This window comes from Brevundimonas sp. SORGH_AS_0993, assembly GCF_030818545.1.
GTDB lineage: Bacteria > Pseudomonadota > Alphaproteobacteria > Caulobacterales > Caulobacteraceae > Brevundimonas.
The window spans coordinates 1795296-1811172 of record NZ_JAUTAH010000001.1 but is presented as its reverse complement, the minus strand read 5'-3'; the positions used below and the strand labels follow the sequence as shown (position 1 = coordinate 1811172).

14 protein-coding genes are annotated in these 15877 nt (G+C 67.3%); 4 read left to right on the top strand and 10 right to left on the bottom strand.

Going from position 1 to position 15877, the window contains the following annotated elements:
• Positions 1–91 precede the first annotated feature (91 nt).
• The 6 genes from QE389_RS09005 to phnC form a co-directional block, all read right to left on the bottom strand.
• Positions 92–889, bottom strand: coding sequence for an enoyl-ACP reductase (locus QE389_RS09005; protein WP_166622031.1), 798 nt, complete (start codon positions 887–889; stop codon positions 92–94).
• A 101-nt stretch (positions 890–990) separates the two neighbouring features.
• A complete protein-coding gene (gene galU, locus QE389_RS09000) occupies positions 991–1869 on the bottom strand; it encodes a UTP--glucose-1-phosphate uridylyltransferase GalU (protein ID WP_307366505.1) in 879 nt (292 codons plus the stop codon).
• Between the two features lie 119 nt (positions 1870–1988).
• Positions 1989–3053, bottom strand: coding sequence for a substrate-binding domain-containing protein (locus QE389_RS08995; RefSeq protein ID WP_307366503.1), 1065 nt, complete (start codon positions 3051–3053; stop codon positions 1989–1991).
• A 91-nt stretch (positions 3054–3144) separates the two neighbouring features.
• Positions 3145–3960: a phosphonate ABC transporter, permease protein PhnE gene (gene phnE, locus QE389_RS08990; protein WP_307366501.1), complete on the bottom strand. Its 816-nt coding sequence runs from the start codon at positions 3958–3960 to the stop codon at positions 3145–3147.
• Positions 3957–4964: a phosphate/phosphite/phosphonate ABC transporter substrate-binding protein gene (gene phnD, locus QE389_RS08985; protein ID WP_307366499.1), complete on the bottom strand. Its 1008-nt coding sequence runs from the start codon at positions 4962–4964 to the stop codon at positions 3957–3959. Before phnD ends, phnE begins: the two co-directional genes overlap by 4 nt.
• Positions 4961–5770, bottom strand: coding sequence for a phosphonate ABC transporter ATP-binding protein (gene phnC / locus QE389_RS08980; RefSeq protein ID WP_307366497.1), 810 nt, complete (start codon positions 5768–5770; stop codon positions 4961–4963). The genes phnD and phnC overlap by 4 nt, the downstream gene beginning before the upstream one ends.
• Before the next feature lie 342 nt (positions 5771–6112).
• Here phnC and QE389_RS08975 point away from each other — a divergent pair, with 342 nt between their 5' ends.
• Together QE389_RS08975 and QE389_RS08970 are read left to right on the top strand one after the other, a co-directional pair.
• The gene (locus tag QE389_RS08975; RefSeq protein WP_307366495.1) at positions 6113–7378 is read left to right on the top strand and encodes a type III PLP-dependent enzyme; all 1266 of its coding nucleotides are present in this window, start codon (positions 6113–6115) and stop codon (positions 7376–7378) included.
• 213 nt (positions 7379–7591) lie between these two features.
• Entirely contained in the window at positions 7592–8647 is a 1056-nt protein-coding gene (locus QE389_RS08970) for a deoxyhypusine synthase (RefSeq protein WP_307366493.1), read from the top strand.
• A gap of 7 nt (positions 8648–8654) precedes the next feature.
• On the opposite strand, the gene QE389_RS08965 is transcribed toward QE389_RS08970, so the two are convergent.
• Complete coding sequence (locus QE389_RS08965; RefSeq protein ID WP_373458305.1) at positions 8655–9797, bottom strand: Rieske 2Fe-2S domain-containing protein; 1143 nt, start codon at positions 9795–9797, stop codon at positions 8655–8657.
• 110 nt (positions 9798–9907) lie between these two features.
• Between QE389_RS08965 and QE389_RS08960 the strand changes: the two genes are divergently transcribed.
• Both QE389_RS08960 and QE389_RS08955 read left to right on the top strand, forming a co-directional pair.
• Positions 9908–10879, top strand: coding sequence for an alpha/beta fold hydrolase (locus QE389_RS08960; protein ID WP_307366492.1), 972 nt, complete (start codon positions 9908–9910; stop codon positions 10877–10879).
• 106 nt (positions 10880–10985) lie between these two features.
• On the top strand, positions 10986–13082 hold the full coding sequence (locus QE389_RS08955; protein ID WP_307366490.1) for a transglycosylase domain-containing protein: 2097 nt from the start codon (positions 10986–10988) through the stop codon (positions 13080–13082).
• A 1-nt stretch (position 13083) separates the two neighbouring features.
• Here the strand turns inward: QE389_RS08955 and QE389_RS08950 are convergent, their stop codons facing one another.
• The 3 genes from QE389_RS08950 to QE389_RS08940 all read right to left on the bottom strand — a co-directional run bounded on the left by QE389_RS08950 (position 13084) and on the right by QE389_RS08940 (position 15835).
• Positions 13084–13818, bottom strand: coding sequence for a M48 family metallopeptidase (locus QE389_RS08950; RefSeq protein ID WP_307366488.1), 735 nt, complete (start codon positions 13816–13818; stop codon positions 13084–13086).
• Positions 13784–15064 carry a polyhydroxyalkanoate depolymerase gene (locus tag QE389_RS08945; protein ID WP_307366487.1) on the bottom strand — a complete coding sequence of 427 codons (1281 nt, stop codon included), beginning with the start codon at positions 15062–15064 and terminating at the stop codon, positions 13784–13786. Before QE389_RS08945 ends, QE389_RS08950 begins: the two co-directional genes overlap by 35 nt.
• A gap of 147 nt (positions 15065–15211) precedes the next feature.
• Positions 15212–15835, bottom strand: coding sequence for an SCO family protein (locus QE389_RS08940; RefSeq protein ID WP_307366485.1), 624 nt, complete (start codon positions 15833–15835; stop codon positions 15212–15214).
• Positions 15836–15877: the final 42 nt, after the last annotated feature.

Below are 15877 nucleotides of genomic sequence, written 5' to 3'. Positions count from 1 at the left end.
GCTCTACGGATAAGCGGGGCCGTTGCGCCCTGAAAGCAAAAAGGGCCGCCGGTGATCCGACGGCCCCTCATTGTTCGCCGATCCGTCGGGATCAGCCTTCGATGTCTTCCGGCAGGCCCACGGCGTGGAAGCCGGCGTCGACGTGGACGACCTCGCCCGTGGTCGAACGGCCCAGGTCCGAACACAGCCACAGGGCCGCGCCGGCGACGCCCTCCATCGAGGTCTCTTCCTTGATGAGGGAGAACTGGGCCGACTTGGAATGCAGGCCGCGTCCGCCCGAGATGCCGGCCAGCGACAGGGTGCGCATGGCGCCGGCCGAGATGGCGTTGACGCGGATGTTCTTCGGCCCCAGGTCGCGCGCGATATAGCGGGTCGCCGCCTCCAGCGCCGCCTTGGCCACGCCCATGGTGTTGTAGTTCGGAATCACACGCTCCGACCCCAGATAGGTCAGGGTGATCAGGCTGCCGCCATTGGGCATCAGCTTGGCGGCGCGACGCGACACGTCCACGAAGCTGAAGGCCGAGATGTTCAGGGCCAGAAGGAAGCTGTCGCGCGTGGTGTTGTCGACGAACGACCCCTTCAACTCGTCCTTGTTGGCGAAGGCCACCGAGTGGACGACGAAGTCGATCGTGCCGAAGGTCTTTTCCAGCTCGGCGAAGGCGGCGTCCATCGAGGCGTCGTCGGTGACGTCCGCCGGGATCAAGAGCTTGGCGCCGACGCTTTCGGCCAGGGGGCGCACGCGGCGCTCCAGGCTTTCGCCCAGATAGGTGAAGGCCAGTTCGGCGCCTTGGGCGGCCAGTTGCGAGGCGATGCCCCAGGCGATGGAGCTGGAGTTCGCAACCCCCATGATCAGGCCCTTCTTGCCCTTCATGAGGTCGCCGGTCGGCATGTCCCAGCCTTCGGAAGTCGCCATGGTTCGTCTCCTGATGATGTGCGCGGAGGGTTAGCAGGGGCGGGCGTAAACCGGAACCCCCGCCGCCTTCCCTTGCGTCAGAGCAGGCCCGAGATCGCGGCGCGCGCGGCCTCGCCCAGGTCGGGGCGTTTCAGGGCCAGGGCCACGTTGGCGCGCAACAGGCCGATCTTGTCGCCGCAGTCATGCGTCACGCCCGCATATTCGACGGCGGTGAAGCTCTGGTCCGCCATCAGGCGCGCCATGGCGTCGGTCAGCTGGATCTCGCCGCCCGCGCCCTTTTCCTGCGTCGCCAGAAGGTCGAAGATTTCCGGCTGCAGGATATAGCGGCCCGAGATCGACAGGTTCGACGGCGCCGTGCCGGCCGCCGGCTTTTCGACCATGCCCTTCATGACGATGCGCGAACCGTCGCGGCTGACGGGATCGACGATGCCGTATTTGTGGGTCTGATCCTCGGGGACCGATTCCACGCCGATGATGTTGCCCCCGGTCTCGGCATAGACCTCGGCCAACTGCTTCAGGGCGCCGGGCTGGGCGTCCACGATCACGTCGGGCAGGATGACGGCGAACGGCTCATGGCCGATGATGTCGCGCGCGCACCAGACGGCGTGGCCCAGGCCCTTGGGCTGCATCTGGCGGGTGAAGCTCATCTCGCCGGCCGACGCCAGTTCGGCGTTCATCATCTCCAGGATTTCGGTCTTGCCCTTGGCCGCCAGCTGGGCCTCCAGCTCGATCTGGTGATCGAAATAGTCCTCGATGGCGCCCTTGGAGCGGCCGGTGACGAAGACGATGTGTTCGATCCCCGCTTCGCGGGCCTCTTCGACGATATAGGACAGGATCGGCCGGTCGACGACGTTCAGCAGTTCCTTGGGCGTCGTCTTGGTGCCGGGGAGGACGCGGGTGCCGAGGCCCGCGACGGGCAGTACGGCCTTGCGCAGGCGCGCGGGCGTGGTGGTCATCAAATATTCCTGACAGCTATCCCGCCCCTTCTAGGGCTTCATCCGCTCCAGTTGAAGCGCATAGCGCTTCAAAGGGCGGACCGGCGAAAGAAGGGGCGGGAGCGCCGTCGGGTTCCGCCTTACTTGGCGGGACGTTTCATGGGGGTCATGGCGGCGATGATCGCGCGCTGGGCCAGCAGTTGATCTTCCGGCAGCGGGATCAGGCCGCGGTCTGCCAGATAGCCGCCCTTGCCCGCCGCGCCTTCGGACAGGAACTCCTGCACGAACTGCTGCAGGCCCGGAATGACGCCGATGTGGGCCTTCTTCACATAGATGTAGAGGCTGCGCGACAGCGGATAGGCGCCGCTGGCGATGGTGTCGGCGGTGGGGGAGACGCCGTCGATGGTCTCGGCTTTCACCGTGTCCAGGTTCTGCTCCAGGAAGGAGTAGCCGAACACGCCCAGAGAGCCAGGGGTGCGGGTCAGGGTCTGCACGATGGCGTTGTCGTTCTCGCCCGAGTCGATCCAGGCGCCGTCCTCGCGCAGGGTGTGGGCGATGGCTTCGAACCGCTCCTTGTCGCTCTCGATCGCCTTGACCGCCGGCACCAGCTTGGCGCCCGGCGTCATGCCCAGCTCCAGGAAGGCGTCGCGCGTGCCCGAGGTGGGCGGCGGGCCATAGACCTGGATGCGCTGGTTCGGCAGGCCGGGGTTGACCTGGTTCCAGGTCTTGGCCGGGTTGGCGACGAACTGGCCGTTCGCGCCCGGCACTTCCTTGGCCAGGCCCTCGTACAGGTCGTTCAGTTCGAAGTTGAAGCCGTTGCCGTTGCGAGCCGTGGCGATGACGATGCCGTCGAAGCCGATCTTGATCTCGACGATGTCGGTGACGCCGTTCTTGGCGCACAGGTCGAACTCGGACTGCTTCATCTGGCGCGAGGCGTTGGCGATGTCCGGGGTGGTCGGACCGACGCCCTGGCAGAAGGCCTGGATGCCGCCGCCGGTGCCCAGCGATTCAACGCGCGGCGCGGCGCCGCCCGAGGTGCGGGCGAAGTTCTCGGCCACGCGGGTGGCGAAGGGGAAGACGGTCGACGAGCCGGCCGCCCAGACGCCCGACCGCGCGCCCGAAGCGGCCCCGCCGCCGTTGTCGCCACAGGCCGCCAGGGCCAGAAGGGCGGCGGCCGACGCCGCCAGTTTCAGTGTACGGATCATCCAAGGCTCTCCCTGAGCATCGATTTCGCGATGCTTAGAGCAGAGGATTATGACAGTCCCGAGAATGGGCCCGCGAACGGGACTGTCGCCGTCACAGCAGGCGACGACGCATGACCTGCGACAGGGTGTCGATCAGGGTCACGGCGATCACCACGATGATGACGATGGCCGAGACGGCGCGGAAATCGAAGGCGTTCATGCTGTCGAACAGCACCTGACCGATGCCGCCCGCGCCGATCAGGCCCAGGACGGTCGCGGACCGGCTGTTGGATTCGAAACGATACAGGGCGAAGGAGGTCCACAGCGGCGCCACCTGCGGCAGGACGCCCCAGACGATCTCGTGCAGCTTGCCCGCGCCGGTGGCGCGCACGCCCTCGACCGGCCCCTTGTCGATCGACTCGACCGCTTCGGAGAACAGCTTGGCCAGCACGCCGGCGGTGTTCAGGGTGATGGCCAGAACGCCCGCCAGCGGCCCCAGGCCGACGGCGGTGACGAACAGCAGGCCGATCACCAGATCGGGAATGGAGCGCAGCAGGTTCATGATCCAGCGCACCGGCGTCACGACCCAGACGGGCGCTATGTTGCGGGCCGCCGCCAGGCCCAGGGGAATGCCCAGGATCACGGCCAGGAAGGTGCCCCACAGGGCGATCTGGACCGTTTCCCACATCTTGGCGACGAAGATGCGCCAATCGGAGAAGTCGGGCCGCAGCAGGTCATGGGCGAACAGGCGCGTGCTCTCGTTGCCGGCGAACAGGCGCGCGATATTGCCCAGGTCCACGGCCTTGACGCTGTACAGCAGGACGACGGCGACTCCGCCCCAGACCAGGAGGTCGGCGGCCCAGGCCAGGGCCGACTTGCGCGGCGCGGCCGGAATCGCCGTCGCCGTCAGGGGAGACGCTGCGCTCAAGGCTGGACCTCGTGCTTGGCGCGCAGGCGTTGCAGTTCGCGCTCGGCGGCGGCGACGGCGGCCTTGTCGCCCTTGGCGCGGGCTTCGCCCAGCTTCTGATCGGCGATCATTTCGCGGATCGGGTCCAGATAGCTGTCGTCAGCCGCGGCGAAGCGCGAATACTCCAGCCCGGCCAGAACCTGGCGCTGGCGCTCGGCCTCGGGCCCCTGACCCTGGCCGTAGCTCAGGAAGAAACTGCGGATCTTTTCCTTCAGCGCCGGGTCCAGATCTTCGCGCACGACGATGCCGCTCTCGGGGATGGGGGGCGAGGTCCAGATGTCCTCGATCTGGCTGGCCAGCTGCGGGTTCTCCTTGCGCATGAACAGGGTGTTCACGCTGTTGGAGGTGGCCACGTCGATCACGCCGGTCGCCACGCCGAAGGCGTTGGCCTGGTGGTTGGCCGAACGCACGGTCTTGAAGCACTGCGAGGGCGTGATGCCGCGCGGATTGAAGAAGTAGGTCAGGGGCGCCAGCGTGCCCGAGGTCGACTGGGCGTCGCCGATGCCGAAATTGTACTGCTTGCCGCAGGCCGCCACCTTGTCCAGCGTGATGCCCGAGCCCTTCTTGACGATCAGGGTCGACTGATAGCTGTCCAGGCCCTCGCGGTTCACGGTGCGGGCGATGACTTCGGCGTTGGCGCGGTCGATGGCCTCCACCTCGGGCTTGGCCGAGAACCAGCCGACCTGGGTGTGGTTGCCGCGCATGGCCTCGACCAGAACCGTGTAGTTCGAGCCGAAATAGGGTTTCACCGGCACGCCGATGGCCTTGGACATATCGTCCAGCAGGGGCTGCCACAGGGGGCCGGCCGAGGCCTGTCCTTCCGCCGACAGGATGGAGAAGGTGATCTCGCTGGGCGCGCCGGCGGGTTTCCGCTCGCCGCCGCCGCAGGCCGACAGGCCCGCGACCAGAACGGCGACGCCGGCGCCAGCCAGGGTCTTGGAGATGAAACGACGCGACAGGCTCATGCCTTGGTCTCCCAGAACGCATCCTCGAATTCGGGACCGTAGATTGCGATCAGGCGCTGTTGATCCAGGCCCGTGGACGGACCGTCATAGACGATCTTGCCGCCCTGCAGGGCGATGACGCGCTCGCAATAGCGGATGGCGTAGTCGACCTGGTGCAGGGTGACGATCACCCCCATGCCGTCGCGCTGGTTCAACTCGACCAGCAGCTCCATGACCTTGCGGGCCGAGACGGGGTCCAGGGAGGCGACCGGCTCGTCGGCCAGGATGGCCTTGGCGCCTTGAACGATGGCGCGGGCGATGGCGCCGCGCTGCTGCTGACCGCCCGACAGGGTGTTGGCGCGCTGGGCCGCATAGTCGGCGACGCCGACCCGGTGCAGGGCCGCCATGGCCTTGTCCTTGTCCGCCTGGGGCCACAGGCCCAACAGGCCCTGCCACGACGGCAGACGCCCCAGGGCGCCCAGCATGACGTTGGAGAACAGGCTCAGCCGGCCGACCAGGTTGAACTGCTGGAAGATCATGCCCAGCTTGCCGCGCGCCCGGCGCACGGCGCCGGTGACGCGACCGTCCTTCTGCACCGTCTCGCCGAAGACGGCGATGGTTCCCGCGCCGCCGTCGATGGACTGCAGGCCCGTGATCGAACGGAGCAGGGTGGATTTCCCGGACCCCGAAGGTCCGATCAGGGCGACCATCTCGCCTGAGGCGACCTCGACCGAGACGCCGTCCAGCGCCTTTCGCGATCCGAAGGTCTTCGACACGTCGCGCGCCAGGACCAGGCCCGGGACGACGGCGGCTGCGGATGAACTCATGAACTCGCTGAGAAGCTGTGGCGAAGAGGCGCCGCATGACGCGACGGGCGCGCTTGGGCAAGTCTTAATCGCATGGACCGCGTCATTTCGCCAGAGCGTCAGATCGGGCCTCAGATTGAGCGTCGGATCGGGCGCGAAATTCGGGCGGAGATCGGGCCGCCACATCGCGCATCGAGGCCGCAGCCGGCCGGCGTCGCCCCCTTCGGCGGCCCGCCATGAAAAAACCCCTTTACATGACAGGGCCGGACCCCCATATCGCGTCTTCCGGCGGACCCCGTAGGTCTAACCGTTACGCGCTGCTAACGCCGGTCTGGGTTAACAATTAACAGGGGGTTACGTGAATTGCGCACGTACCAGCTTCCCCTGGACCTGGTCCGTGAGCGGCCTCCTGAGCGTCCCGTCGCACTCGTGCGGCCGCGCTCGGTTTCCGTAGCGGCGCGCTGGTTCCAGGATAATCTGAAAGCCGACGTCTTCTATGCGGTGAAGGCGAACCCTTCGCGTTGGGTCATCGAAACCCTGATCGCGGCGGGCGTCCGCAGCTTCGACGTGGCCTCCATCGCCGAGATCGAACTGGTGCGTTCGGTCAGCGCCGACGCGCGCCTGGCCTTCATGCATCCGGTCAAGAGCCGGTCGGCCATCACCAGGGCCTATTTCGACCACGGCGTCCGCACCTTCTCGCTGGACTGCGTGGACGAGCTGAACAAGATCCTCGACGCCACCGGCGGCGCGGACGACCTGAACCTGGTCGTGCGCATGGCCGTGTCGGCGGACGGCGCGGCCTATACGCTGTCGGGCAAGTTCGGCGTCTCGACCGATCAGGCGCCGGCCCTGCTGCTGGCGACCCGTCAGGCGGTCAAGGATGGCTTGATGGGCGTGTCGTTCCATGTCGGTTCGCAATGCATGCGCCCCACCGCCTATCAGGCCGCCATGGCCCAGGTCGGCCGGTCGATCAGCCGTGCGGGCGTGATCGTGGACATCGTCGATGTCGGCGGCGGCTTCCCCTCGGTCTATCCGGGCATGGTCCCGCCGGACATGAGCGAATACGCCGACGCCATCCACCGCGGCTTCAACGAGATGCCGGTGTCGGAAACGACCGAGCTGTGGTGCGAGCCCGGCCGGGCGCTGGTCGCCGAATCCTCGTCGATCCTGGCCCGCGTGGACCTGCGCAAGGGCGACGCCCTTTATCTGAACGACGGCTCCTACGGCTCGTTGTTCGACGCGACCCACTCGCGCTGGCCCTTCCCGACCAAGCTGGTCCGGGACGGTGACAGCTCGGGCGAGCTGAAGGCGTTCCAGTTCTATGGTCCGACCTGCGATTCCATCGACCATATGCCGGGACCGTTCTGGCTGCCGGCCGACATCCGCGAAGGCGACTTCATCGAGATCGGCATGCTGGGCGCTTACGGCGTGGCCATGTCGACCGGCTTCAACGGCTATGGCGAACATGACATCGCCGCGGTCGAGGACGCCCCGATGGCCTCGCTCTACGGCCTGGCGCCGCGCTCCATCCCGACCGTGCGCACCACGGCGGAAGAGAACGCCCGCAAGGTCGTGCGCCTGTCACGTCCCAAGGGTAAGGCCGGCCAGCGCAAGTCGCGCCGGAAGTAGGTCGCTTCAAACCTATCCGTCATCCTCGGGCTCGACCCGAGGGTCGGGCCGTCCGCGTCTTCTCTTTCGGAAGTCGTGCGGCGGCGCATCCGGCCCTCGGATCAAGTCCGAGGGTGACGGCTTACGGTTGGGAGTCTATCGGTCCTGTCGGTCGCTCCGTCCCGGCACGTCTGCTTGTTCGACGGGCGCTCAAATCACAGGGAAACCGCCGAAATGAACGCTCCCGTTCAATCGAACACCAAGGCCCAGCTGCTGCAGGACGTGGTCGAGCACGTGGACATCACGTCGTTCGACGCCCGCCCCATCATCGACTCGATGCGCAAGATGTCCTTCTCGTCGCGCGACACCGCACGCGCCGCCGACATCTTTTCGATGGCGATCGAGGATGCGGACTGCTCGCCCTGGCTGATCCTGGCCGGTTCGACCTCGGCCGGCGGCTGCATGCACGTTTACCGCGACATGGTGAAGTTCGGCATGATCGACGCGGTGGTCGCCACCGGCGCCTCCATCGTCGACATGGATTTCTTCGAGGCCCTGGGCTTCCGGCACTATCAGGCGGCCGGCGAGGTGGACGACAACGTCCTGCGCGACAACTACGTCGACCGGATCTACGACACCTATATCGACGAGGAAGAGCTTCAGGCCTGCGACCACACCATCCTGGAGATCGCCAATCGGCTGGAGCCGCGCGGCTATTCCAGCCGCGAGTTCATCTGGGAGATGGGCCGGTGGCTGTCCGAAGGCAACGCCAAGAAACCCGGCAGCCTGATCCAGACCGCCTATGAACAGGGCGTGCCGATCTTCTGCCCGGCCTTCGTCGATTCGTCCGCCGGTTTCGGCCTGGTCAAGCATCAGAAGGAACGCGCCGCCGCCGGCCAGCCGTATCTGATGCTGGACGCCATCGCCGACTTCCGCGAACTGACCGACATCAAGATCGCGGCGGGCGTCACCGGCCTGTTCATGGTCGGCGGCGGCGTGCCCAAGAATTTCGCCCAGGACACCGTCGTCTGCGCCGAAATCCTGGGGGTCGAGGCCGAGATGCACCGCTATGCCGTCCAGATCACGGTCGCCGACGTGCGCGACGGCGCCTGCTCGTCGTCCACGCTGAAAGAGGCGGCGTCGTGGGGCAAGGTTCAGACCACCCACGAACAGATGGTCTTCGCCGAGGCGACGACGGTGGTGCCCCTGATCGGCTCCGACGCCTATCATCGCGGCGCCTGGAAGACCCGCACGCCCCGTCGCTGGCAAAAGCTGTTCGAAAGGGCCTGAGCGGCCGTCAGCTCTTCCAGCGCAGGGTGACGGGCGCGATCGGGTTGACGAAGGGCCGCCCCTCGGCGCGGCTCCTGCCCCATTCGCGCTTCAGCTGCTGATACCATTTGGCCTGGCGGTCGGCGTCGTCGATCCAGATCAGGGCCGGGTCGTAGCGCAGGCCCTCGTTCTGCAGGTTCACCATGCCGCCGTCCTGTTTCAGGAAGGCGACCACGCCCATCCGCAGGAAGGGCTTGGCGATGTCGAACACCCAGTGGTCGGACCAGAAGATCTGGGTGATTCGGGTCCTGGTCTCGGTGATCGGGGTCAGGCAGGTCAGGGCCAGGACCTGTTTTTCCCCGACCTGGATATGCTCCCAGCGAAAGCCGGGCAGCCGGAAGGTGATCTCGGTCGCGGGGGCGCCGCCCAGGATCTTGTAGAGGCGGCTGTTGGACGAGGGGGCGTGGCGCACCATGGCCCAGCCGAACTCGGTCGGGGCGAAGGCCTTGGCCTTCTCGTGCATCGAATGCTCGGATCGCCACCACCATTGCTGATGCACATAGGGGCCGTGGGCCGGGTCCATCAGGCCGACGACCGCATGGTCGATATGGCTGTCGAAATCCATCGCCTCGACCAGCCTGGCCTCTCCGCCGACGACGCCGGGGAAGACGGGCGGCTCATGATCCGGTTCGGACGGATTGCGGGCGTCCGCCGCCATCCAAACGAAGACCAGGCCCTGGCTTTCACGCACCGGATAGGACCGCACCCTGATGCGGTCCGCCTCGAACGCCTGATCCTCGACCAGGGAGGGGATGGCGGCGCAGACTCCGTCGGGCCGGAAGCGCCAGCCGTGATAGGGGCATTCGACCGTCTCGCCTTCGCCGGGCTTCTGGACCAGCCGCCCGGCCGACAGGGGCGCGGCGCGGTGGGGGCAGATGTCGCGCATCGCATAGACCTGGCCCGCCCGTGTGCGCCCGATCAGCACCGGCTCGCCCATGATCTCGTGGCGTTTCAGACTGGCGGGCGCGATGTCGCGGCCCTGGGCGACGAAATACCAGGCGTCGGTCACGAAGCCCTTGCCGAACGGCTGGGCGCCCGCCTTGCCGGGCATCGGGGCAGGGGTGAATTCCGCCTGAGACGGCTGGACGGCGGCGGGTGCGTCGGGCTTCATGGCGCCTGTCTAACAGAGGGGCGCGGCGTCTGTCCCGTCTGACTGATAAAAGTGCCTTACATCTCAAAGTGTGAGCGCCATAAGCCGACGACCAAACGGGGAGTTTCGCCATGACCGCCACAATCCTGATCCGCACCACCGCCGCCGCAGCGGTCGCCGCCCTCCTGTTCGCCGCACCGACCGCCTTGGCCCAGGACGGTCATGGAAGCCACGCCGAGGCCGGCCACGCCCACGGCCATCAGCATGCGAACTTCCAGTCCGACCGCATCCATGTGCGCGTCGACGGCGCCGAGGGCGGGCGCGACATCATCCTGATCCCGGGCCTCAGCTCCTCGCCGGAAGTCTGGCGGGGGACGGTCGATCATCTGGGCGCCGGATGGCGGGTCCATCGCATCCACATCCAGGGCTTCGCCGGCGCCCCCGCCGAGGGCAACGCCCAGGGCGCGACGCCCAGCCCCGTCGCCGCCCCGGTCGCGGAGGAGATCGCCCGCTATATCCGCGAGCAGGGACTGACCAAGCCCGTCGTCGTCGGCCATTCGATGGGCGGCACCATCGGCCTGATGCTGGCCGCCCGCCATCCCGACGCAGTCGGCAAGCTGATGGTCGTGGACATGATCCCCTTCATGGGGGCCGTGTTCGCCGCGCCGGGCGCTTCCAACGCGGCGATCGCGACCATGGCGGACCAGGTCTATGCCAGCATGGCGGACGTTCCGCGCGCCGACTACGATCAGCACGCGACGACGTCGCTCAACGGCATGATCAAGACCGAGAGCCTGCGCGCCGGCCCGCTGGAGGATAGCCGCACCAGCGACCAGAAGGTCTCGGCCGCCGCTTTCCGCGAACTGATCGTCACCGACATGCGACCTGAACTGGCCCGGATCACCGCTCCGACCGAGGTGCTTTACGTCAAGTTCAACGATCCCCGCGTGACGCCGGAGATCACGGATCAGATTTTCCGCGGCAGCTACGCCTCCCTGCCGGGCGTGACCCTGAAGCGGATCGACGACAGCGCCCACTTCATCATGCTGGACCAGCCCCAGGTCTTCTACGCCGACCTGGACGCCTTTCTTTCGGCGAAATAACCCCTCACGTTCGCGTGAAGGCGGCGGGACCGTTTCGACGGCGCTTCAATCCGGATAGACAGGGTCGAAGCGACAACCCGCCTGTGCGCGGCATCTGAGGATAGACATGGCGGGTCCAGGTTACGGGGGCGGACAGCAGCAGGGCGACGCCAGGCCGCGTCGGCCGTTGTGGAAGCGGCTGTTCTACTGGAGCGCGGTCCTGGCGGTCTGGGGCCTGATCTTCCTGGTCGTCTTCTTCGCGGTGTTCGCGCGCGGCCTGCCCGACACCTCCAGCCTGTACAAGGTCGATCGCCAGCCCTCGATCACCTATCTGGATCGGAACGGCGCCCTGATCGCCACGCGCGGCACCCAGATGGCGCCGCCCGCCGATCTGGACAGCCTGCCCGACTATGTGCCGGCCGCCTTCATCGCCATCGAGGACCGGCGCTTCTACAAGCATCCCGGTTTCGACCCGATCGGCATGGCGCGGGCCATGGCGACCAATCTGCGCGCCGGGCGGGTGGTGCAGGGCGGTTCGACCCTGACGCAGCAACTGGCCAAGAACCTGTTCCTGACGCCCGACCAGAACCTGCGCCGCAAGGTGCAGGAGCTGATGCTGGCCGTCTGGCTGGAGATGAAATTCTCCAAGAAGGAGATTCTGGCCCTCTATCTGAACCGGGTCTATTTCGGCGCCGGCGCCTATGGGATCGAGGCGGCCTCGCAACGCTATTTCGACAAGCCGGCCAAGAACCTGACGGTCGGAGAGGCGGCCCTGCTGGCGGGTCTGCTGAAAGCGCCGTCGCGCTACTCGCCGGTGTCCGAAAGCGAACGCGCCGCCGCCCGCGCCACCGTCGTCCTGAACGAGATGGAAGAGGCGGGGGTCATCACCGCCGCCCAGCGCGAACAGGCCGTGACCCAGCCCATCATCGTCTCACGCACCCTGGCCAGCCAGCACGCCCAGTATTTCATCGACTGGCTGGACAAGTCGATCCGCGGCCTGGTCGGCGAACCGACCGAGGATCTGGTAGTGGAGACCACCCTGGACCTGACGTTGCAGACGGACGCCGAGCGCGCCGTCAGCCGCATTCTGGACCGCGACGGCGGCAGGGGCGTGCAGCAGGCGGCCCTGGTCGCCCTGGACGGCGACGGCCGCGTCCGGGCCATGATTGGCGGCGCCTCCTACGCCGACAGCCAGTTCAACCGCGCCGTGGATGCGCGGCGTCAGGCGGGGTCGTCCTGGAAGCCCTTCGTCTATCTGACGGCGATGGAGGCCGGCTATACGCCGCAGAGCCCGGTGGTCGATCAGCCGATCACCATCGGCGCCTGGTCGCCCAAGAACTATTCCGGGACTTTCAGCGGGCCAATGACCATGGCCCAGGCCGTGGCTCAGTCGATCAATACGGTTGCGGCCCAGGTCGCCGACCAGGTCGGACGCGACAATGTGGCCCGCACCGCGCGTCGTCTGGGCGTCGAAAGCCCCATCGGACTGGCGCCGTCCATGGCCCTGGGCGCTGTCGAGGTGTCCCCCCTTGAGATGGCGACCGCCTACGACGCCTTCGCCAATGGCGGAAAGCGGGTTCAGGCCTATGGCATCAGCCGCATCCGCACGCCCCAGGGCCGGGTCATCTATCAACGCCAATCGGGCCAGATCGGCCAGGCCATCAACAATCCGCCGCTCTACTACATGAACCAGATGCTGCGCGGCGTGGTGACGGGCGGTTCGGGCCGTTCGGCCGCCATTCCCGGCCGCGACCTGGCGGGCAAGACCGGCACGACCTCGGACTACAAGGACGCCTGGTTCGTCGGCTACACGGGTGGTTTCGTCACCGCCGTCTGGGTGGGCAAGGACGACAACACCGCCATGCGCGGCGTGACGGGCGGCTCTTCGCCCGCCGCCATCTGGCGCGGCTTCATGTCGGCGGCCCTGCCGCGTCTGGACGCGCCGTCGATCCCCAACGGCCCGCCCATGCCCGAAGGCTGGGTGGCGCCCGATCCGGTCGGCGACCTGATCGCCGGCCTGGACCAGAACGGCCAGCCGGCCGAGCCGGTCGATCCCGAACTGGGCGAACCCTATGTGGAGGAGAACCCCCCGTCTCCGCCCAAGACCCTGGCGCCGTCCGGCGGCCTCAAACAGCCGGTCGTCCGCCCGACCTCGCCCCAGCCTGGCCAGCCCCCCGAAACCCGCGCCGCGCCCGAGAAGAAGCCGGAAGCCCTGTTCTTCTGATCTACCGCCCCACGGCGTGAAGCGCGCCGCCGTGGTCGCGCAGCCATTTGCGGCAGGGTCTGTGATCCCCGATTAAACGCTCGACCACGGCCCAATAGGCCGGGCTGTGGTCGGCGTGGACCAGATGGGCGACCTCGTGGGCGGCGAGGTAGTCGATGACCGGGGGCGGGGCCATGATGACGCGCCACGAATAGCGGATGGTGCGGTTGTGTGGGCTGCACGAGCCCCAGCGCGACCGGGTGTCGGCGATGCCCATTTTCACCGGACCCTGGCCCAGGGTGCGCAGATGGTGGTCGGTGCGTTCCAGCAGGGTATCGCGCGCCTCGCGCTTCAACAGGTTCTCGACCCGACGGGCATAGGCCTCGCCCTCGCCGCCCGAGCGGATGACGGTTCCCTCCTCGACCAGGCGGGCGGCGCCGGCGCCGGGCGCGGCCTCCAGCCGTACAGGCCGACCGCGCAGGGAGATGACCTGGCCTGGCTCCAGCGGGCGGCTCCTGGGGCGGACGGCAAGCCGTTCGCTGATCCAGACGGCCTTGGATCGGGCGAAGGCGACGGCCTGGGTCAGGCCGCGCTCGGTCGGGGCGATGACCACGGCCTCGCCGGCGCGCGCATCGATCCGCACCGACAGGCGGCGGGCGCGGGGATTGACCGACAGTCTCAGGGTCGGGCCGGAACGTTCGTCCCCGCCGGCCCCGCTTTCGTCAAGCGGCAGCCGCTGACCGTTGCGGTACGCCACCGACTGCCTCGTTCTGGGCGATGAAATCGCGGACGCGGGGATAGATTTCGTCACGGAAGCGACGGCCGTTGAACACGCCGTAGTGGCCCACGCCCGGCTGGACGTAGAGGACGCGGCGATCCTCGGGAATATTGGGGCACAGGCCGTGCGCGGCCTGGGTCTGGCCGACGCCGGAGATGTCGTCCTTCTCGCCCTCGACCGTCATCAGGCCGATGTCGGTGATCTGGGTCAGATCGACCTTGCGTCCGCGATGTTCCAACAGGCCGCGCGCCAGCAGATGCTGCTGGAAGACGATGTCGATGGTCTGGAGGTAGAACTCCTCGGTCAGGTCCAGCACGGACAGATATTCGTCGTAGAATTCCTCGTGCTTCTCGACCCCATCGCCGTCGCCGTCGATCAGGCTGTTGAAATAGTCCCAGTGGGCGTCGCGGTGACGCGCCTCGTTCATCGACATGAAGCTGTAGAGCTGGACGAAGCCCGGATAGACGCGCCGCCCGAACCCCGCATAGGGCAGGGGCACGGTGTGGATCATGTTCGACCTGAACCAGGTGAAGGGCTTTTCCTCGGCCAGCTGATTGGTGACGGTCGGCGACAGGCGCGCGTCGATCGGCGAACCCATGAAGGTCATGGACAGCGGCCGGTTCTCGTCGCCGTCCTCGGCCATCACCGCGCCTGCGGCCAGAACGGGCGGGCCGGGCTGGCAGACGCCGACGACATGGGCGCGACCGCCGATCTCGGCCAGCATCAGACGGACGTGGTCGATATAGTCGAAGAAGTCGAACCGGCCTTCGAGCATCGGAACCTGTCGGGCGTTGACCCAGTCGGTGACATAGACGTCGTGGTCCTGAAGGAATGCCTCGACCGTGCCCCGCAGCAGGGTGGCGTAGTGGCCCGACAGGGGCGCGACGATCAGGACGGCCGGGCCGGAGGCGGGCTTTTTGGCGCGCTTCAGGTCGCCGATGTTGCGGGCGAAGCGGACCAGGCGGCACCATGGGCTCTGCCAGATCACCTGTTCGGTGGTGCGCACGGGCTTGCCGCCGATGTCGATGGTCTCAAGCTTCCAGGCCGGCTTGCCGTAGCGGCGGGTGACGCTCTCGAACAATTCGGCCGAGGCGTAGGCCGTGCGGCCGATGGCGGTGTCGGAGGCGGGGTTGAGCGGCGAAGTCCAGAACTGGCGGGCCATCTGGGCGCCGATCCGGAACGGCAGGGCCGACTGATAGGCGAGTTCGTGAAAGGCGTAGAGCATGACGATCCGTGGCGGCTGAACGCCGTTTGCGCAGGGCAACATAGAACGCGCCGCCCTGCAAAAGGATTTATGAGCGGGTGCAAGAGGCTTCCCGCTCAACGCCCGTCATCCGGGGCCTCGCGCCTTGAGGATGAAGGGCGGGGGCTTCTACCCCCGCGCCATGGCGTCCTCGACGATCCTGGTCGACTTGTCGGGCCCCAGGCCATAGGCGACGGCCGTGCGGAACCGGCCGTCCGGTCCCATCAGATAGACGGTCAGGCCGTGGTTCATCGTATAGGTCTCGCCTTCGCCGACCTTTTCGTAGAAGGCGCGATAGGCTTTGGCCGCGGTCGCCACCTGGTCCGGCGTGCCGGTCAGGCCGATGGTCCCCTTGGGAAACCCGTCGGAGGACAGATAGTCCTTCAACTGCCGGGGCGTGTCGCGCTGGGGGTCCACGGTGACGAAGACGATCTGCAGATCCTTGGCCTTGTCGCCCAGCCGTTGCTGCACGGCGGCCAGTTCGGCCAGGGTGGTCGGGCAGAATTCGGGGCAGTAGGTGAAGCCGAAGAAGACCAGGCTCCATTTGCCGTTCAGGATCGTCTGATCGACCGGGCGACCGTCCTGGTTCACCAGATCGAAGTTCCCGCCGATCAGGGGCTGGCCCGAGGCGGCGACCTGGGGCCCCGACGCCGCGCGATCACGCCCGTTGACGACGACCACGGTGACGATGGCCAGGGCGGCGGCGATGGCGATGCAGGCGCCGGCGAAAAGCAGAATGGAACGGCGCGGCATGACGGCCTCTCACGAAACGGACTGCAGCGGTCTATAGAGGGG